The following is a 17,856-nucleotide window of genomic DNA, read 5'->3' on the forward strand; positions in this document are numbered from 1 at the left end:
CGTGGGACAGGGGCCGTCAGCCCGGCAGCGACGTCGCGGCCCCGGCGGCCATCCCGTCGAGCATGAGGTGCAGGTACTTCTCCGGACGGGCGGCCACGGGGGCGGGCAGCCCGTCGGGGTGGCAGGTGAAGACGTTGAGCAGGCTGACGACGTCCTCCCAGGTCACGTCGGGACGCATGCCGCCCTCGGCCTGGGCCCGGCGGACGAGCCCCTGGAGCAGCCCCAGCCAGCGCTCCTTGCTCTCGGCGAACTCCGCCGTGCCCGCGATCTCCTCCTGCGGCAGGTGGGCCAGCGCGGCGGCCAGCGCGACGCGGCCGGGGGCGGCGGCCCACAGCACGAAGCCCCGCAGCGCGCTCCAGGCGTCCCGCTCGCCGTCGACGGCGTGCTCCAGGGCCTCGGCCAGCGACTGGACGTAATGCTCGCCCAGCGCGGCGATGAGCGCGTCGCGGTCGGGGAAACGGCGGTAGAGGGTGCCGACGCCGACGCCGGCCTGCCGGGCGATGAGCTCCATGGGCGCGTTGACGCCGCGCTCGGCCATCACCCGGGCGGCCGCGTCGAGGATCTTGACCAGGTTCCTTCTGGCGTCCGCGCGCACGTCCCGACCTCCTAAGTGGACGAATTGTTTCCGCTTAGTGTACCGTCCGAGCAAGCGGACGAAGAGATTCCACTTAGGAGACCATCATGATCGTGATCACCGGCGCGACCGGTTCCATCGGCCGGGCCCTGGTCGCCCAGCTCGCCGGCCGGGACGTGCTCGCGGTCTCGCGTACGCCCGCCGACCTGGGCGCACGGCACGCCGTCGGCGACTTCACCCGGCCGGAGACGATCGGCGGGCTGCTGTCCCCCGGCGACCGGCTGTTCCTCAACAGCTCGCCGTTCCCCGGGTTCGCCGAGCGCCTCAACGAGGTCATCGACCTGGCCGCCGAGGCGGGCGTGGCGCAGATCGTCGAGGTCTCCGTACGCGACGCCGCCCCCGGCGCCGCGCTCAGCGCCGGACCCCACGGCGAGGTCGACGAGCACCTGCGGGCCTCCGGCGTGCCGCACGCCGTCCTGCAGCCGACCGGGTTCATGCAGAACCTGCTCGGCGAGGTGCGCGGCGACCGCTTCCACGGCTCCTGGGGCACCGGCGGGATGAACTACATCGACGCCAGGGACATCGCCGCGGTGGCCGCCGCCCTGCTGACCCGACCGGTGGGCGAATCGGGCTCGTACCTGCTGACCGGGCCCGAGTCGCCCACCCACGAGGAGATCGCGGCGACGATGACCGGCGTGCTCGGGCGTCCCGTCTCCTACGTGGACCTGCCGGTGCCCGAGATGGCCGCGCGGCTGGCCGGGCAGGGGATCCCGGAGCCGTTCGCCACCGAGCTGGCCACCACGCAGGCGACGCTGAGCCGGACCGGCTGGGCGGAGATCACCACGACCGTCGAGGAGGTCACCGGCCGCCCGCCGCGCACCCTGGCCGCCTTCGTCGCCGACCACGCCGACGCCTTCCTCCCGGCGTCCTGACCGCTTGGTCGAACCCTCGGGGCTCAGGACGGGTCGATCACCCGGATCCGGACGGCCCGGAACCGGGCGGGCGCGTCGCGCAGGACCGCGAGCCTCGGGTCGGGCACCACCAGGAACGGCTCGCTCTCCAACGCGAACACCGGCGCGAGCCGCCGGTCGCCGCGCAGCGCGTCGACCGCCCGCCGGTCGCCGCCGAGCACCACCGCCTCCAGCTCCCCGAGCGCCGGCAGGAGCACCCGCACCGCCGTCTCCGCCGCGCTGTCGAACGCCTGGGCCGCCTGCTTCTGCCGCCTCCTTGCGAAGCGCTGCTGCGACCACCCGCCGGCCGCCGTACGGCCCTGCACCAGCCGGGAGCCGACCTTGGAGTCCAGCAGGTCGGCGCCGTGGAACACCCCGGCCGCGTAACCGCCGAGCCGCACCAGCAGCACGCCCACCCGCCGCGCGGCCTGCGCGTGCGCGACCAGCCTGGTGACGTGCGGCGGGCCGGGGGTCATGGGCGGGAACGGCACGTGCAGCTCGGCCAGCGCGCCGTCGGCGGCGGTCAGGCGCACCACGCGGTCGTCGCCGGCGGCCTCGAAGGGCCCGTGGCGGCCGGCGAACCCGTCGATCCAGGGGTGCACGCGCTCGGGCGGCACCGTGACCCAGCGGCCGCCGCCTCTGGCCGGACGCGCGCTCATGCGGGAAGGGTAACCGAACGACATTCCCTTCACGAGAAGGGGGGAACTATAGCGGAAATGTCGGTGAACTTCGTTTCGGGGGGCTTCTGCCGTAACTGTGCCGGTCGGATCATCTGAACGTGTCCTCCCTGCTCACCAGCCCCGTAGTGGATCTCGACAACGGGGCCGTCATCGCGCAGCCCGCCGTCGTCGACCCGGCGGGCGTTCTGCGGGCGGCTCCGCTGCCCATGGTGCTGCCACTGCCCCTGCACGTGGTGCTCTCGGGCGCCGGGGCGCTGGCGCCGCTCCACGAGGCCCTGCGGCGGGCGGGCAGGCATCCTCGTGAGGCGATCCTGATGCTCACCGGAACGTGCCAGGAGCGCGACCGCCGCCTGCTGAAGGTCGGCCTCGACGGGCTGCGCACGATCGGCTACCTGCTGGGCTTCGCCGACGTGGGCGCGGGCGGCCCGGCGCTGGACGTCGTCACCGACTCCGCGCCGTACCTGCTGGCGCTGGACGAGGAGCTGGTGACCAGGTTGCCGGGCGACCACCGGGCGGCGGCGGTGGCGCGCGCGGTGGTGACGCTGGCCCGCGGGATCGGCGCGCACGTGCTGGCCCCGGGCGTGGAGCGCGAGGGGCAGGTGGCGGTGGCCCGCGGCCTGGGCGTGCGCCTGGCCCACGGCCCGCTGCTGGCGCCCGGCCCCGACGGCAAGATCCGGGTGCCGCTCCCGGTGGCCGACGAGTCGCCGGACACGCTGATGCTCGGCCCGCGCGTGCAGGAACTGCTGATCCCGGCGGTGACGCTGCCGGCCGGGGCCAAGGCGGAGGAGGTCGTGGCGGCGTTCGGGCACGAGCCCACGATCACCAGCGTGATCCTGGTGGACGAGTACCAGCGCCCCAAAGGCAGCCTCGACCGCAGCCGCTTCCTGCTGTCCTTCGCCGCCCGGTACGGGCACGCCCTGCACGGCGCCAAGCCGGCCCAGCGCCTGGCCGACCCGCCGCGCACGGTCCCGAGGACGACCCCCGCCATCGCCGCCATGCAGGCCGCCGGCCGGGACGCGGCCCGCATCTACGACGACCTGGTGGTCACCGACGAGCTCAACCGCTGCCTGGGCATCGTCCGGGTGTCGGACCTGATCCGCCAGATCGCCGCCATGCGGACGTGAGCCCCCGCCGGCCCTGCCGCGGCTAGACCCAGCCCTGCGCCCTGGCCCGCCGCACGGCCTCGATGCGGTTGCGCGCGTGCGTCTTCTGGATGGCCGAGGACAGGTAGTTGCGCACGGTGCCCTCCGACAGGTGCAGGCGCCGGGCGATGTCCCCGATCGTGGAGCCGTCGGCGGCGGCGGCCAGCACGTCGCGCTCGCGCGCCGACAGCGGGTTCGGCCCCGCGCTCAGCGCCGCCGCGGCCAGCCCCGGGTCGATGACCCGCTCCCCCGCCTGCACCCGGCGGATGGCCGCCGCGAGGTCCTTGGCCGGGCTGTCCTTGACCAGGAACGCCACCGCCCCCGCCTCCATCGCGGTACGCAGGTAGCCGGGCCGCCCGAACGTGGTCAGGATCATCACCCGGCAGCCCGGCACCCGGGCGGCGATCTCGGCGGCGGCGGTGAGGCCGTCCTTGCCGGGCATCTCGATGTCCAGCAGCGCGATGTCGGGGGTCGCGGCCAGCGCGACGGCGACGGCCTCGTTTCCGTCGGCGGCCTCGCCGACCACCTCGATGTCGGGCTCCAGGCCGAGCAGTGAGGCCAGCGCGCCGCGGATCATGCCCTGGTCCTCGGCCAGCATCACCCGGATCACGCGGCCGTCCCCACCTTGGCCGGCACGAGCACCCGCAGCCGGAACCCGCCCTTGGGCGCGCCGCCGGCCTCCATGGTGCCGCCCGCGCCCGTCACCCGTTCGCGCAGGCCGCTGAGCCCGCTGCCGGTGCCCTGCGGCTCGCCGCCGCGTCCGTCGTCCATGATCTCAAGGGTGGCGTGTTCGCCGTCGTACGTCACCTGGATCTCGCAACGGGCGGCCCGCGCGTGCCGGACGACGTTGGTGACGCCCTCGCGCACCGCCCAGCCGAACAGTCCGTCGAGCAGGTCGGGCAGCGGCGTGCCTGACACCCGCACCTCGGCCAGCACGCCCGCCGCCCGCAGCACCGACCGGGCGCCGTCGAGCTCCTCCGACAGGCTGCGCTGCCGGTAGCCGGTGACCGCCTCGCGCACCTCCACCAGCGCCTGCCTGGCGACGGACTCGATGTCGGCGATCTCCTGCCGCACCTGCGGCGACTCCTCGGCCAGCCGCCCGGCCAGCTCGCTCTTGAGCACGATCAGCGACAGGCTGTGGCCGAGCAGGTCGTGCAGGTCGCGGGCGATGCGCAGGCGCTCCTCCGTGGCCGCCAGCCTGGCCACCTCGCCCTGCGCCTCGTGCAGCCTCAACGTCAGCACCCTGCTGTTGCGGATGCTGATGAACAACACGCCCAGCGTGACGACCTGCAGCCCCAGGACGACGACGCCGGCGAACTCGTCGCCGGTCAGCACCCCGGCCGCCACCACCACCGCCAGGTTCACGCCCACCCCGGCCAGCGCCCAGGCGGGCGGGAGGGTGAACCCGTAGAGCACGACCGTGTAGACGGGCAGGGTGAGCCAGGCGCCGCCGAAGGCGAACGCGCTGACCACCGCGATCACCGCGGTCACCCCGAGCAGGGGGAAGGTGGCGCGCGAGCGCTCGTGGAAGCTCTTGGCGCTGATCACCGTGGCGGCGAAGCAGCCGACGAACGCGACCAGCGCCACGGCCCCCCAGACCGCGCGGGCGCCCGTGACGCCGCCCGCGACGATCTCGGCGATCGGGAAGACGAGGTAGACCATGCCGACGGACATCCCGAGCAGCCGCCGCCTGGGCGACGGCCGCCCGTCGCCGAAGTGCAGCTTGTCGGCGAAACTCATGCCCGAACAGTAGCCCGGCGGTAGAGGTAGGCGGCAGCCCCGCCCAGGACGACCGCCCATCCGCCGACCACCAGCACGTCGGTCAGCGCGACGCCGTTCCCGGCGACGATGCTCCAGCCGAGGCTCGCGTAGTGGTAGGAGGGCATGACGTCGGCCACGGTCCGCATGGTGTCGCCGAACACCTCGGGCGGGAACCACAGGCCGCCCGCGATGGCCAGGACGAACATGCAGATCATCGCGGCCGGCTGTGCGGCGTCGGCGGTCAGCAGCGACCCGATCGCCAGGCCCAGCGCGATGAACGGGATCGTCCCCAGCCACATGGCCAGCAGCAGCGGCACCCACCGGCCGACCGGCATCGACACGCCCTGCTGGACGATCCCGACGACGGCCACCAGCAGCAGCGAGGGCAGCACGAGCAGCATGGCGGTGCCGAGCTTGGTGGCGATGATCATCCAGTTCGGCAGCGGGGTGATCTGGAGCTGGCGCAGCCAGCCGGACTGCCGTTCGGTCGCCCACGGCACCGCCGAGCTCATCATCGACGAGGCCAGCGCCCCGTAGGCGGCCATGGAGACCATCAGCACGACGCTGTAGCTCACTCCGGCGCCGTCGGTCTGCTTGCCGTAGATGTTGGCGTTGATCAGGTACAGCACGACCGGGAAGATGACCACGAAGATGATGTAGCGCCGGTTGCGCAGCATGCGCATCGCCTCGGTCTTGGCGTAGAACAACATCAGGACTCCCTGGTGAGCGCGAGGAAGGCGTCTTCGAGGTCGGCGCCGGTGAGCTGGAGACCCCGTACGTCGAGCTCGGTGCCCCGGAACAGGGCGGCCACGGTCGCGTCGGGGTCGGAGGTGTGCAGCGTGGCGGTGCCGGCGGCGACCTCGACGGCGGTGACGCCGGGCAGCCGGTCGAGCCCGGCCGCGGGCTGGTCGCCCAGGGTGAAGCGGACGACCTGCCCGCCCACGCCCGCCTTGATCTCGGCGGCGGTGCCGTCGGCGGCCAGCCGGCCGCGGGCGATGACGATCACCCGGTCGGAGTGCTCGTCGGCCTCCTCCAGGTAGTGGGTGGCGAACAGCACGGTCCTGCCGCCGGCGGCGTAGTCGTGCATGCTGGCCCAGAACCGCAGCCTGGACTCCACGTCCATGGCCGCGGTCGGCTCGTCGAGCAGCAGGATCTTCGGCGCGCCTGCGATGGCCAGGGCGAACCTGACGCGCTGCGTCTGGCCGCCGGACAGCTTGTTCGCGCGCCGCTTGACCAGGTCCGACAGGTCGGCCAGCTGGAGGATCTCGGCCAGCGGCAGCGGGTCGGGGTAGAGCCGGCGGACGAGGTCGATGAGTTCCTTGACCGACAGCTCGGGGATGAGGGCGCCGTTCTGGAGCATCGCGCCCAGCTCGCCGGAGCGCACCGCGTGGTCGGGCGTGCGGCCGTGGATGGTGATCGTGCCGCTGCTGGGACGCAGCAGGCCGAGCAGCATGTTGATCGAGGTTGACTTGCCCGCGCCGTTGGGCCCGAGCAGGGCCACGGTCTTGCCCGGCTCGATGGCGAGCGAGAGGTCGTCGACGGCAAGCACGTCCCCGTAGCGCTTGCTGACCTGGTCGAACACGATGGCGTTCATGTCAGCAAACGCTACGGGCGCGGCTTTTCCCCCGTTAGTGTGATCCTTCCGGGGTTGGCCGTGACATTTGTCAGAGGCGGCAGGCGTAGATGTCGGTGACCAGGATGGCCCGCGCGCCGATGTCCCAGAGCTGGTCCATCACCTGCTGGTGGCCCTTGCGCCGGACCATGGCCCGGACGGCGACCCAGCCCTCGCGGTGGAGCGGCGAGACCGTGGGCCCCTCCATGCCGGGCGTGAGGGCGATGGCCTCCTCGATGCGCTCGGCGCGGATGTCGTAGTCCATCATGACGAAGTCGCGGGCGTGCACGACGCCCTGGAGACGGCGGACGAGCTGGCCCATGCCCGGCGTCTCCGGCGCGCTCTGCCGCTTGATCAGCACACCCTCCGAGCGCATGATCGGCTCGCCGAACACCTCCAGGCCGACGTTGCGCAGCGTGGTGCCGGTCTCCACGACGTCGGCGACCGCGTCGGCCACGCCGAGCCGGATCGCGGTCTCGACGGCGCCGTCGAGCTTGATCACGCGGGCGTCGACGCCCTGGTCGGACAGGTACTTGTCGAGCAGCCCCGCGTAGGAGGTGGCGATGCGCTGCCCGTCGAGGTCTTTGACCGACGACATCGTGCCCGCCCTGGCGGCCAGGCGGAAGGTGGAGCCGCCGAAGCCGAGCGGCATGATCTCCTCGACCGGCGCGCCGGAGTCGATCAGCATGTCTCGGCCGGTGATGCCGAGGTCGAGGGTGCCCTCCCCGACGTAGACGGCGATGTCGCGGGGACGCAGGAAGAACAGCTCGCAGCCGTTGTCCTCGTCGACGACGACGAGCTCCTTGCTGTCCCTGCGGGACCGGTAGCCGGCCTCCTTGAGCATGTTCTGGGCGGCTTCGCTGAGCGCGCCCTTGTTCGGTACGGCCAGACGCAGCATGTTCGGGTCTTCTTCCTCACTCATGGTCGATGGGACGCCGGGGCGGGCGCGAGGCGCCCTAGAGATGCTTGTACACCTCGTCGAGCCCGATGCCCTTGGCGATCATGAGCACCTGCACGTGGTAGAGGAGCTGGGAGATCTCCTCCGCCGCCCTGTCGTTCGACTCGTGCTCGGCGGCCATCCAGCTCTCGGCGGCCTCCTCGACGACCTTCTTGCCGATGGCATGCACGCCGGCGTCGAGCGCGGCCACGGTGCCCGAGCCCGCGGGCCTGGTACGCGCCTTGTCTGACAGCTCGGCGAACAGCTCTTCGAAGGTCTTCATGGTCTCTCTCGTCGGTCGGGTGGCGTGCCTGACAAGCCTAGTCTGCGCGCGGCGGTGACGACGCCCGGAGTCCGCCACGCGAGACGGCCGCTTCCTGCCCGTCGTACGGGCGCCGCTTGATCTCCAGAAGGCCGTTCTAGGCTGGTGGTCATGGACATCGCGACCGTGGGCAAGCTCTGGGACGCCGATCCCGGCTGGCTCAACACCCCTTCGTACGGCCTTCCGCCCCGTCCGGCGTTCGAGGAGTTGCAGGCCGTGCTCACCGAGTGGCGGCACGGCAGCGGCGACTGGACGCCCTGGGACGCCTCGGTCGGCCGGGCCCGCACGGCCTTCGCCCACCTGGTCGGCGCCGACCCGGCCGACGTGACGGTCGGCTCGACGGTGTCGCAGATCATGTCCACGGTGGCGACCGCGCTGCCGCCGGGGGCACGGGTGCTGGTGCCGGAGATCGAGTTCACCAGCAACCTGTTCCCGTGGGCGGTGGCGGCCGAGGTCGAGACCGTGCCCGCCGAGCGCCTGGCCGACGCCGTCACGAGCCGGATCGACGCCGTCGCCTTCAGCCTCGTGCAGTCGGCCACCGGCTACGTGACGCCCCTGCACGACGTCGTCGCCGCCGCCCGCGCCCACGACGCGCTGGTCATCGCCGACGGCTCCCAGTCGTGCGGGTGGCTGCCGGTGTCGGTGGCCGACGGGATCGACGTGCTGGCGTGCGCGGCGTACAAGTGGCTCATGGCGCCGCGCGGGGCCGCGTTCGGGTACCTGTCGCCCCGGGTGCGCTCCCTCATGCGCCCGCTGGCGGCCAACTGGTACGCCGGCGACGATCCGGGCGGCTCCTACTACGGGCCGCCGCTGCGGCTGGCCGCCGACGCCCGCGCCTTCGACCTGTCGCCGGCCTGGTTCTGCTACCTCGGCGCGGCGCCCGCGCTCGAACTGCTCAACGAGATCGGTCCCCAGCGCGTCCACGAGCACAACGTGGGGCTGGCCAACCGGTTCAGGGCCGGGCTGGGGCTGGAACCGTCCGACTCGGCGATCGTGTCGGTGGAGGCGCCGGGCGAGCGGCTGGCCGCGGCCGGCATCCGCGCCGCGGTGCGCGCCGGCCGGGTCCGCGCGGGTTTCCACGTCTACAACACCACGGACGACGTCGACCGCGCTCTTGAGGTCCTGACCTCGTAGAACGTCCGGGAACGACGAAGCCCGCCGCCCCTCCCCCGTGGGAGGTGCGACGGGCCCGGTCGTTCAGGCAGGGTCAGGCGGGATCAGCGCTCGAAGCGGCGGCCGCCGTTGTTGCGGCGGAACCCGCCGTTGCCGCGCTCCTCGGAACGGAAGCCGCCGCCGGAGCGGAAGCCGTCGCGGGGGGCGCGCTCGTCGGAGCGGGCGGGCCGGTCACGGTCGCCCGAGAACGGGCGGCCACGGTCGGCGCCGAAGCGGCCGCGGTCGTCGGAGCGGAAACCGGCGCCGCCGCCGCGCTGGCCGTCACGGAACCCGCCGCCACGCGGTCCCTCGGACCGGTAGCCGCGGTCGTCCTGACGGAACGGGCGGTCGTCGGAACGGAAGCCACCACGGTCGTCCTGACGGGCAGGACGGTCGTCGGAACGGAAGCCACCACGGTCGTCCTGACGGGCAGGACGGTCGTCGGAACGGAAACCGCCGCGGTCGTCCTGACGAGCGGGACGGTCGTCGGAGCGGAAACCGCCGCGCGGCCGGTCGCCGCGCCTGCGGTCGTCGCCGAACGTGCGCGGCTCGCCGGAGCGCTGCCCGCCGCCGAACGGCCGCTCGCCCTCGGCGTGCCGGCGCGGACGACGGTCCTCGCCACCGGACTCCTCGTGGCGGCGCGGACGGCGGTCGTCGCCGCCGGCGAAGGTGCCCTCCTCGTGCCGGCGCGGACGGCGCTCGCCGTCGAACTCGCGGCGCGGACGACGCCCGCCCCGGCGCTCGGCGCCGCCGTGACCGCCCTCGCGGCGCGGGCGCAGCGGCTTGCGCACGTCGGGCTCCCACACGGGGATGGCCTCGCCGCTCGGGATCCTGGCCCCGGTCACCTCGGCCAGCCGGGGGTGCCCCGGGGTGGCCTTGAGCCGGAACGGGTGGATGCCGGCGCGCCTGGTCAGGGCGTCGGTCGAGCGGCGCTCGTTGGGCAGCACCAGGGTGACGACGGTGCCCTTCTCGCCCGCGCGGGCGGTACGGCCGCCGCGGTGCAGGTAGCTCTTGTGGTCCTGCGGCGGGTCGACGTGCAGCACCAGGCTGATGTTGTCGACGTGGATGCCGCGGGCCGCGACGTCGGTGCAGACCAGCACGTTGATCGAGCCCTCGCGGAACTCGGCCAGGATGCGGGTGCGCTGGTTCTGGCGCTTGCCGCCGTGCAGGCCGCCGGCCTTGATGCCGACCCGGGCGAGCTGCTTGCACAGCCGGTCGACGCCGTGCTGGGTGCGGACGAAGATGATCGTACGGCCCTCGCGGTTGGCGATCTCGGCCGTGACGTCGAACTTGTCGTCACGCGTGACCTGCATCACGTGGTGCTCCATGGTGTCGACCGGGGAGGTCGCCGGGGCCACGGAGTGGGTGATCGGGTCCTTGAGGAAGCGGCGCACCAGCTTGTCGACGTCGCCGTCGAGGGTGGCCGAGAACAGCAGCCGCTGCCCGTCGGTCGGGGTCTGGGCCAGCAGCTCGGTGACGACGGGGAAGAAGCCGAGGTCGCACATGTGGTCGGCCTCGTCGAGGACGGAGACCTCGACCTGCGCCAGCGAGCACTCGCCCTGCCGGATCAGGTCGCCCAGGCGGCCCGGGGTGGCGATCACAATGTCGACGCCGCGGCGCAGTGCCTCGATCTGCTTGCCCATGGACATGCCGCCCACGACGACCTTCATCCGCAGCCCGAGGCCGCGTCCGAGCGGTTCGAGCGCGTCGTGCACCTGAAGGGCCAGCTCACGGGTGGGCACAAGGATCATCGCGCGCGGGTGGCCGGCGGCGGGCCGCACCCCCGCGATGCGAGCCATGGTCGGCAAACCGAAGGCCAGGGTCTTGCCCGAGCCGGTCTGGCCACGGCCCAGGACGTCATGGCCGGCGAGCACGTCGGGGATCGTCGCACTCTGGATGGGGAACGGGCTGTCGATGCCCTGCTTGGCCAGACCGCTGATGAGCGGCTTGGGAAGGCCGAGCAGTTCGAACTCCGACGGGCCCGTCTCGGGGGCGGTCTCGTCGAGCGCGGGCATGACAGAGTCAAGCATGGTCACGAAATTCGTGCCTTTCAGTCGAAGTGGCGCGTCACTTCTGCGAAAGGACGAGCCGGGACATACGGCCTGATGCCGTACACGTTGCATTACGCCCGCCATCGAGGCGGGACTTCACAGGGGGGATACACCGGGGCACCGGCCGCAGGCGGCGCGATGACGCGAGATGAGGCGTCTGGTGTATACCTGGTGCCAACGCCGGGGATGTTATCGGATATTCCCTGGCTGGGTACGGACCTTCCGAAACCCTTCCTTGGCACACTGAAACGGCTGACGCCCAACGCCAGCCGTAACAGCTAGAAAGATCAGACGTTGAAGCCTAGCATACGGAGCTGCTCACGCCCCTCGTCGGTGATTTTGTCCGGGCCCCACGGCGGCAGCCAGACCCAGTTGATCTTCACGTCGGAGACCATGCCCTCCAGGGCGGAGTGGGCCTGGTCCTCGATGACGTCGGTCAGCGGGCAGGCCGCGCTGGTCAGCGTCATGTCGATGGTGGCCACCGGCTGACCGGCGTCGGACGGGTCGAGGTTGAGCCCGTAGATCAGCCCCAGGTCGACGACGTTGATGCCGAGCTCGGGGTCGACGACGTCTTTGAGCGCCTCCATGACCTCTTCGACGGTGGTGTCACCGTCGAAGCCGGTCGGAGTCTCCACAGGCTTGCTCATTGGGCACTCCTCACCACAGCGTCCTTGTAGGCCATCCACGACAGCAGCGCGCACTTGACGCGCGCCGGGAACTTGGCCACGCCCGCGAACGCCACCGCGTCCCCGAGCACTTCCTCGTCGGCCTCGACCTGCCCCCGGCCCTGCATGAGCCGGGTGAACTCGTCGACCACCGACAGCGACTCCTCGACCGTCGAGCCGGTGGCCAGCTCGTGCAGTACGGAGGCGGCCGCCTGGCTGATCGAGCAGCCCTGGCCGTCGTAGGAGACGTCTTCGATCTTACCGGCGTCGCCCACCCTGACCCGCAGCGTGATCTCGTCGCCGCACGTCGGGTTCACGTGGTGAACCTCGGCGTCGTACGGCTCGCGCAGCCCCCGCCCCTGCGGGTGCTTGTAGTGTTCCAGGATCAGCTCCTGGTACATCGACTCGCCGATCATGGCTATGCGAACACCTTCTGAACGTGATGGAGGCCGCGCACCAGGGCGTCGATCTCGCCCGTGGTGTTGTACAGGTAGAACGACGCCCGCGTGGTCGCCGGTATTCCGAAGCGCAGGTGCAGCGGGCGCGCGCAGTGGTGCCCGACGCGGACGGCGACCCCGAACTGGTCGTCCAGGATCTGCCCCACATCGTGGGGGTGTATGCCTTCCAGCGTGAACGACAGCGTGCTGCCGCGCTGGTCGAGGGAGTCGGGCCCGATCAGGCGCAGCGACGGCACCTCGCGCAGGGCGTCGAGGGCGTAGGCCGTCAGCGAGCGCTCGTGCGCCTCGATGGCGTCCATGCCGACCGCGGTGAGGTAGTCGACCGCCGCGCCCAGGCCGATGGCCTCGACGATGGGCGGCGTGCCGGCCTCGAACTTGTGCGGGATCGGCGCGTACGTCGAGCGGTCCATCCAGACCGCCTCGATCATCTCGCCGCCGCCCAGGAACGGCGGCATGGCCTCCAGCAGCTCGGTACGGCCCCACAGCACGCCGATGCCCGAAGGGCCGACCATCTTGTGACCGGTGAAGGCCACGAAGTCGGCGCCCAGCGCGGCCATGTCCACCGGGTGGTGCGGCACGGACTGGGAGGCGTCGAGCATGATCAGCGCGCCGACCTCGTGCGCCCGCGCGGCCACCGCGGTGACCGGGTTGACCGTGCCGAGCACGTTCGACTGGTGGGCGATCGAGACGATCTTCGTCCGCTCGGTGACGACGGCCGGGTCGAAGTCGAGCCGCCCGTCGTCGGTGACGCCGAACCACTTCAGCGTCGCACCGGTGCGCTGCGCGAGCATCTGCCACGGCACGATGTTGGAGTGGTGCTCCATCTCGGAGATGACGATCTCGTCGCCGGGGCCGAGGGTGAAGCGGGGGTCGGTGTTGGCGGGGTTGCCGAAGGAGTAGGCCACGAGGTTGAGGGCCTCGGAGGCGTTCTTGGTGAAGATCACCTCATCGCGCGAGCCCGCCCCGACGAACGCCGCCACCTTGTCGCGCGCGCTCTCGTACGCCTCGGTCGACTCCGAGCCGAGCACGTGCATGGCCCGTCCGACGTTGCTGTAGTGCAGCGCCAGGTGGTCGCGCATGGTGTCGATGACCTGGTTGGGCTTCTGCGAGGAGTTGCCCGAGTCGAGGTAGACGAGCGGGCGCCCGTCGGGCAGCTCGCGGGAGAAGACCGGGAAGTCCTTCCTGATCTTCTCCACGTCAAAGCTGGTGGAAGTCATGCAGATGCCTTCGTGTACTGCTCGTAGCCCTCGGCCTCGAGCTTGTCGGCCAGCTCCGGCCCGCCCTCCTCGACGATCCGGCCGCCGGCGAAGACGTGCACGAAGTCGGGCTTCACGTAGCGCAGGATGCGGGTGTAGTGGGTGATCAGCAGCACGCCGGTCTCACCCGTGGAGCGGAAGCGGTTGATGCCCTCGGAGACCACCCGCAGCGCGTCGACGTCGAGGCCGGAGTCGGTCTCGTCGAGCACCGCGATCTTCGGCTTGAGCAGCTCGAGCTGGAGGATCTCGTGGCGCTTCTTCTCACCGCCGGAGAAGCCCTCGTTGAGGTTGCGCTGGGCGAAGGCGGCGTCGATGGACAGCGCGTCCATGCCGGCCTTGAGGTCTTTGGCGAACTCGCGCAGCTTGGGCGCCTCGCCGCGGACCGAGGTGACGGCCGAGCGCAGGAAGTTCGACACCGACACGCCGGGGACCTCGACCGGGTACTGCATGGCGAGGAACAGGCCGGCGCGGGCGCGCTCGTCGACCGACAGCTCCAGCAGGTCGACGCCGTCGAGCAGCACCTGGCCGCCGGTGATCGTGTACTTGGGGTGACCGGCGATCGCGTAGGCGAGGGTGGACTTGCCCGAGCCGTTGGGGCCCATGATGGCGTGCGTCTCGCCGGACTTCACCGTCAGGTTGACGCCGCGCAGGATTTCCTTGTCCTCGACGGCGACCTTGAGGTCACGGATCTCTAGGGTGGACACGTTTATGACTCCTTCGAGAGCGAGACGAGGACGTCGTCGCCGTCGATCTTGACTGTGTAGACGTTCACGGGCTTGGTGGCGGGCGGGCCGGTGGGCTTGCCGGAGCGCACGTCGAAGCACGAGCCGTGCAGCCAGCACTCCAGGGTGCCGTCGTAGACCTCGCCCTCGCTGAGCTTCACCTCGGCGTGGGAGCAGACGTCGTGCAGGGCGAAGACGTCGGCGCCCTTGCGCACCAGCGCCACCGGGGTCTCCCCGACCTCGACGCCGATGACGCCGCCGTCGGGGATGTCGGCGACCTGGCAGACCTTCTCGAAACTCATCGCGCGAGCTCCGCCTCCACCGCGGCCAGCACGCGGTCGCGGATCTCCTCGATCTGGATCTTCTCGATGAGCTGGCCGAGGAAGCCCCTGATGACCAGGCGGCGGGCCTCGTCGTAGGGGATGCCGCGGGCCTGGAGGTAGAAGATGTGCTCGTCGTCGAGGCGGCCCGAGGCCGAGGCGTGCCCGGCTCCGGCAACCTCGCCGGTGAGGATCTCCAGGTTGGGGACCGAGTCGGCGCGGGCGCCGTCGGTGAGGATGAGGTTGCGGTTGAGCTCGTAGGTGTCGGTGCCCTCGGCCTCGACCCTGATGATCACGTCGCCGATCCAGACGGCGTGCGCGTCCTGCCCCTGCAGAGCGCCGCGGTAGTCGACGTTGCTCTTGCAGTTGGGCTGGGAGTGGTCGACCAGGAGGCGGTGCTCCAGGTGCTGGCCGGCGTCGACGAAGTAGACGCCGGACATGTCGGCGTCGCCGCCGGGCGCGGTGTAGGCCACGCTGGGCGAGAGCCGGACCAGGTCGCCGCCGAGTGTCACCACGAAGCTGCGGAAGGTCGCGTCCTTGGCGAGCTGGGCGTGGTGGTGGGAGACGTGGACGGCGTCGTCGTCCCAGTCCTGGAGGCTGACGACCCTGAGGTTGGCACCGTCGCCGACGACGAACTCGATGTTGTCGGCGTAGACGGCGCTGCCCTTGTGGTCGAGCACGACCACGGCCTCGGCCATCGGCTCCACCTTGACCACGATGTGGCCGTAGGCGGCGCCGTCGCCCTCACCGGTCAGGGTGAGCACGGTCGGCTTCGACGTGACGGCCTCGCGCGGCACCGTGATCACGGTCGCCTTCTCGAAGCTGTTCCACGCCTGCGCGCTGACCCGGTCGGTGGGCGTGAACGCCTTGCCGACGCGGGCGTCGTCGCGCCCGACCGTCTCGACGACGACCTCGGGCGCGGCCTCGACGTCGAGGCGCACGTGGCCCACGGGGTCGGCCTTGCCGTTGTGCAGGCCCTTCAGGCGGGACAGCGGCGTGAAGCGCCACGACTCCTCGCGCCCGGTCGGGACCTCGAAGTCGTCCAGGTCGTAGGACGCCTTCTCGTGCAGGGTCGACAGGGGCTTCTCATTCAGGCCCATCAGCCGACGGCTCCTTCCATCTGCAGCTCGATCAGCCGGTTGAGCTCGAGCGCGTATTCCATGGGCAGCTCGCGGGCGATCGGCTCGACGAAGCCGCGCACGATCATCGCCATGGCCTCGTCCTCGCCGAGCCCGCGGCTCATGAGGTAGAAGAGCTGGTCCTCGCTGACCTTGGAGACCGTGGCCTCGTGGCCCATCGAGACGTCGTCCTCGCGCACGTCGACGTACGGGTAGGTGTCGGAGCGGCTGATCTGGTCGACCAGGAGCGCGTCGCACTTGACGGTGCTGGCGCTGCCGTGGGCGCCCTCCTCGATCTGCACGAGACCGCGGTAGGAGGTGCGGCCGCCGCCGCGCGCCACCGACTTGGAGATGACGCTGGAGCTGGTGTTGGGCGCCAGGTGCACCATCTTGGAGCCGGCGTCCTGGTGCTGGCCCTCGCCGGCGAAGGCGACGCTCAGCGTCTCGCCCTTGGCGTGCTCGCCCATCAGGTAGACGGCCGGGTACTTCATCGTGACCTTGGAGCCGATGTTGCCGTCGATCCACTCCATGGTCGCGCCCTCGTAGGCGACGGCGCGCTTGGTGACCAGGTTGTAGACGTTGTTCGACCAGTTCTGGATGGTCGTGTAACGGCAGCGGGCGTTCTTCTTCACGATGATCTCGACGACCGCGCTGTGCAGCGAGTCGGAGGAGTAGATCGGCGCGGTGCAGCCCTCGACGTAGTGGACGTAGGAGTTCTCGTCCACGACGATCAGGGTCCGCTCGAACTGGCCCATGTTCTCGGTGTTGATCCGGAAGTAGGCCTGCAGCGGGATCTCGACCTCGACGTTCGGCGGCACGTAGATGAACGAGCCACCGGACCACACGGCGGTGTTGAGCGCGGCGAACTTGTTGTCGCCGACCGGGATCACCGAGCCGAAGTACTCCTTGAAGAGCTCCTCGTGCTCCTTCAGGCCCGTGTCGGTGTCGACGAAGATGACGCCCTTCTCCTCAAGGTCCTCACGGATCTTGTGGTAGACGACCTCCGACTCGTACTGGGCCGCGACGCCGGCGATGAGGCGCTGCTTCTCCGCCTCGGGGATGCCGAGCTTGTCGTAGGTGTTCTTGATGTCGGCGGGCAGCTCGTCCCAGGAAGCGGCCTGCTTCTCGGTCGAGCGCACGAAGTACTTGATGTTGTCGAAGTCGATGCCGGTGAGGTCGGAGCCCCAGGTGGGCAGCGGCTTCTTGGCGAACAGGCGGAGGCCCTTCAGGCGAAGGTCGAGCATCCACTCCGGCTCGTTCTTGAGCGCGGAGATGTTGCGGACGACCTCCTCGGACAGGCCACGCTTGGCAACCGCGCCCGCGGCATCCGGGTCGGCCCAGCCGAACTTGTAATTCCCGAGGCCTTCCAGCTCCGGGCGGTCGGTGACAGTCACCTTCCGGTCTCCTTGCTCTTGTCTCTGTGTGCGGATTCAGCCAGCGACTTGGGGCTCACGTGGGTCGTGCAGACCCCGTCGCCGTGCGCGATCGTGGCCAGGCGCTGCACCGGGGTGCCGAGCAGTTGCGCGAACGCCTCCGTCTCGGCCTCGCAGAGCTGCGGGAACTCCGCGGCCGCGTGAGCCACCGGGCAGTGGTGCTGGCAGAGCTGGTCGCCGCCCGACTTGGCCTTGCTGGCCGAGGCGGCGTACCCCTCTGCCGACAGCGCCTGCGCCAGCACCTGTACGCGCTGGTCCGCCGGCACCGTCCGCATGACCGGCTCCAGCCGCGTCAGCAGGCTCGACACCTGCGAGCGGGCGAAGTCGGTCACGGCTTCTCGTCCCATGCGCTCGGCCAGGAAACGGAGTGCGCTCCCGGCGAGGTCGTCATAGGCGTGCTCGAAAGCACTGCGCCCCGCGTCGGTGATGGCGAACAGCTTGGCGGGCCGTCCGCGCCCGCGCTGACCGCGCGGCCTGACCGTGCGAGGCTCTATCATTCCCTCGGCCAGCAACGCGTCGAGGTGCCTGCGCACCGCGGCGGGCGTCAGCCCCAGCCGCTCGCCGAGCGAGGCGGCCGTCACGGGACCATGCTCAAGGATCAGCCTGGCGACGCGCGCGCGGGTGCTGCGCTCGCTACCGGGCTCGATCGTGGGCATGTTTTTCACAACATCAGTGTGCCGTAATTCCTTCCCGCTGCACAAAC

General features: G+C 71.2%; 20 protein-coding genes. 3 read left to right on the plus strand and 17 right to left on the minus strand.

Features of this window, described 5'->3' with window-relative positions; translation table 11 throughout:
* Positions 1 to 16: 16 nt before the first annotated feature.
* Positions 17 to 595: a helix-turn-helix domain-containing protein gene (locus ABZ459_RS41990; RefSeq protein WP_357983273.1), complete on the minus strand. Its 579-nt coding sequence runs from the start codon at positions 593 to 595 to the stop codon at positions 17 to 19.
* An 86-nt stretch (positions 596 to 681) separates the two neighbouring features.
* Between ABZ459_RS41990 and ABZ459_RS41995 the strand changes: the two genes are divergently transcribed.
* A complete protein-coding gene (locus ABZ459_RS41995; RefSeq protein ID WP_357983276.1) occupies positions 682 to 1,506 on the plus strand; it encodes an NAD(P)H-binding protein in 825 nt (274 codons plus the stop codon).
* Between the two features lie 23 nt (positions 1,507 to 1,529).
* Here the strand turns inward: ABZ459_RS41995 and ABZ459_RS42000 are convergent, their stop codons facing one another.
* Positions 1,530 to 2,183, minus strand: a complete 654-nt coding sequence (locus tag ABZ459_RS42000) for an acVLRF1 family peptidyl-tRNA hydrolase (RefSeq protein WP_357983279.1) — start codon at positions 2,181 to 2,183, stop codon at positions 1,530 to 1,532.
* Positions 2,184 to 2,302: 119 nt separating this feature from the next.
* Here ABZ459_RS42000 and ABZ459_RS42005 point away from each other — a divergent pair, with 119 nt between their 5' ends.
* Complete coding sequence (locus ABZ459_RS42005) at positions 2,303 to 3,328, plus strand: EAL domain-containing protein (protein WP_357983286.1); 1,026 nt, start codon at positions 2,303 to 2,305, stop codon at positions 3,326 to 3,328.
* A 22-nt stretch (positions 3,329 to 3,350) separates the two neighbouring features.
* Here the strand turns inward: ABZ459_RS42005 and ABZ459_RS42010 are convergent, their stop codons facing one another.
* The 6 genes from ABZ459_RS42010 to ABZ459_RS42035 form a co-directional block, all read right to left on the minus strand.
* Positions 3,351 to 3,956 (minus strand): response regulator transcription factor, encoded by a 606-nt coding sequence (locus ABZ459_RS42010; RefSeq protein ID WP_357983289.1) that lies wholly within the window; start codon positions 3,954 to 3,956, stop codon positions 3,351 to 3,353.
* Positions 3,953 to 5,086 carry a sensor histidine kinase gene (locus tag ABZ459_RS42015; RefSeq protein ID WP_357983292.1) on the minus strand — a complete coding sequence of 378 codons (1,134 nt, stop codon included), beginning with the start codon at positions 5,084 to 5,086 and terminating at the stop codon, positions 3,953 to 3,955. The genes ABZ459_RS42010 and ABZ459_RS42015 overlap by 4 nt, the downstream gene beginning before the upstream one ends.
* Entirely contained in the window at positions 5,083 to 5,817 is a 735-nt protein-coding gene (locus ABZ459_RS42020) for an ABC transporter permease (RefSeq protein ID WP_357983296.1), read from the minus strand. Before ABZ459_RS42020 ends, ABZ459_RS42015 begins: the two co-directional genes overlap by 4 nt.
* Positions 5,817 to 6,701, minus strand: coding sequence for an ABC transporter ATP-binding protein (locus tag ABZ459_RS42025; protein WP_357983299.1), 885 nt, complete (start codon positions 6,699 to 6,701; stop codon positions 5,817 to 5,819). Before ABZ459_RS42025 ends, ABZ459_RS42020 begins: the two co-directional genes overlap by 1 nt.
* A 70-nt stretch (positions 6,702 to 6,771) precedes the next feature.
* Positions 6,772 to 7,617, minus strand: coding sequence for an ATP phosphoribosyltransferase (hisG, locus tag ABZ459_RS42030; RefSeq protein WP_357983491.1), 846 nt, complete (start codon positions 7,615 to 7,617; stop codon positions 6,772 to 6,774).
* Positions 7,618 to 7,675: 58 nt separating this feature from the next.
* Positions 7,676 to 7,939 carry a phosphoribosyl-ATP diphosphatase gene (locus ABZ459_RS42035; protein WP_189652386.1) on the minus strand — a complete coding sequence of 88 codons (264 nt, stop codon included), beginning with the start codon at positions 7,937 to 7,939 and terminating at the stop codon, positions 7,676 to 7,678.
* A gap of 150 nt (positions 7,940 to 8,089) precedes the next feature.
* Here ABZ459_RS42035 and ABZ459_RS42040 point away from each other — a divergent pair, with 150 nt between their 5' ends.
* The gene (locus ABZ459_RS42040) at positions 8,090 to 9,112 is read left to right on the plus strand and encodes an aminotransferase class V-fold PLP-dependent enzyme (RefSeq protein ID WP_357983302.1); all 1,023 of its coding nucleotides are present in this window, start codon (positions 8,090 to 8,092) and stop codon (positions 9,110 to 9,112) included.
* A gap of 83 nt (positions 9,113 to 9,195) precedes the next feature.
* On the opposite strand, the gene ABZ459_RS42045 is transcribed toward ABZ459_RS42040, so the two are convergent.
* The 9 genes from ABZ459_RS42045 to ABZ459_RS42085 form a co-directional block, all read right to left on the minus strand.
* The gene (locus ABZ459_RS42045; protein WP_357983305.1) at positions 9,196 to 11,160 is read right to left on the minus strand and encodes a DEAD/DEAH box helicase; all 1,965 of its coding nucleotides are present in this window, start codon (positions 11,158 to 11,160) and stop codon (positions 9,196 to 9,198) included.
* A 308-nt stretch (positions 11,161 to 11,468) separates the two neighbouring features.
* Positions 11,469 to 11,828 (minus strand): metal-sulfur cluster assembly factor, encoded by a 360-nt coding sequence (locus ABZ459_RS42050; protein ID WP_352325530.1) that lies wholly within the window; start codon positions 11,826 to 11,828, stop codon positions 11,469 to 11,471.
* Complete coding sequence (sufU, locus tag ABZ459_RS42055) at positions 11,825 to 12,262, minus strand: Fe-S cluster assembly sulfur transfer protein SufU (RefSeq protein ID WP_352325531.1); 438 nt, start codon at positions 12,260 to 12,262, stop codon at positions 11,825 to 11,827. The genes ABZ459_RS42050 and sufU overlap by 4 nt, the downstream gene beginning before the upstream one ends.
* Positions 12,263 to 12,264: 2 nt before the next feature.
* On the minus strand, positions 12,265 to 13,521 hold the full coding sequence (locus ABZ459_RS42060; RefSeq protein ID WP_357983309.1) for a cysteine desulfurase: 1,257 nt from the start codon (positions 13,519 to 13,521) through the stop codon (positions 12,265 to 12,267).
* Positions 13,518 to 14,264: a Fe-S cluster assembly ATPase SufC gene (gene sufC / locus ABZ459_RS42065; RefSeq protein ID WP_352325533.1), complete on the minus strand. Its 747-nt coding sequence runs from the start codon at positions 14,262 to 14,264 to the stop codon at positions 13,518 to 13,520. The genes ABZ459_RS42060 and sufC overlap by 4 nt, the downstream gene beginning before the upstream one ends.
* Before the next feature lie 2 nt (positions 14,265 to 14,266).
* The gene (locus tag ABZ459_RS42070) at positions 14,267 to 14,584 is read right to left on the minus strand and encodes a non-heme iron oxygenase ferredoxin subunit (RefSeq protein ID WP_352325535.1); all 318 of its coding nucleotides are present in this window, start codon (positions 14,582 to 14,584) and stop codon (positions 14,267 to 14,269) included.
* Positions 14,581 to 15,702, minus strand: a complete 1,122-nt coding sequence (gene sufD / locus ABZ459_RS42075) for a Fe-S cluster assembly protein SufD (RefSeq protein WP_357983312.1) — start codon at positions 15,700 to 15,702, stop codon at positions 14,581 to 14,583. The genes ABZ459_RS42070 and sufD overlap by 4 nt, the downstream gene beginning before the upstream one ends.
* Positions 15,702 to 17,114 (minus strand): Fe-S cluster assembly protein SufB, encoded by a 1,413-nt coding sequence (gene sufB / locus ABZ459_RS42080; protein WP_357983315.1) that lies wholly within the window; start codon positions 17,112 to 17,114, stop codon positions 15,702 to 15,704. Before sufB ends, sufD begins: the two co-directional genes overlap by 1 nt.
* Positions 17,111 to 17,809, minus strand: a complete 699-nt coding sequence (locus ABZ459_RS42085; protein WP_352328768.1) for a metalloregulator ArsR/SmtB family transcription factor — start codon at positions 17,807 to 17,809, stop codon at positions 17,111 to 17,113. Before ABZ459_RS42085 ends, sufB begins: the two co-directional genes overlap by 4 nt.
* Positions 17,810 to 17,856: the final 47 nt, after the last annotated feature.

The organism is Nonomuraea sp. NPDC005692 (genome assembly GCF_040631115.1).
Taxonomy (GTDB): Bacteria; Actinomycetota; Actinomycetes; order Streptosporangiales; family Streptosporangiaceae; genus Nonomuraea.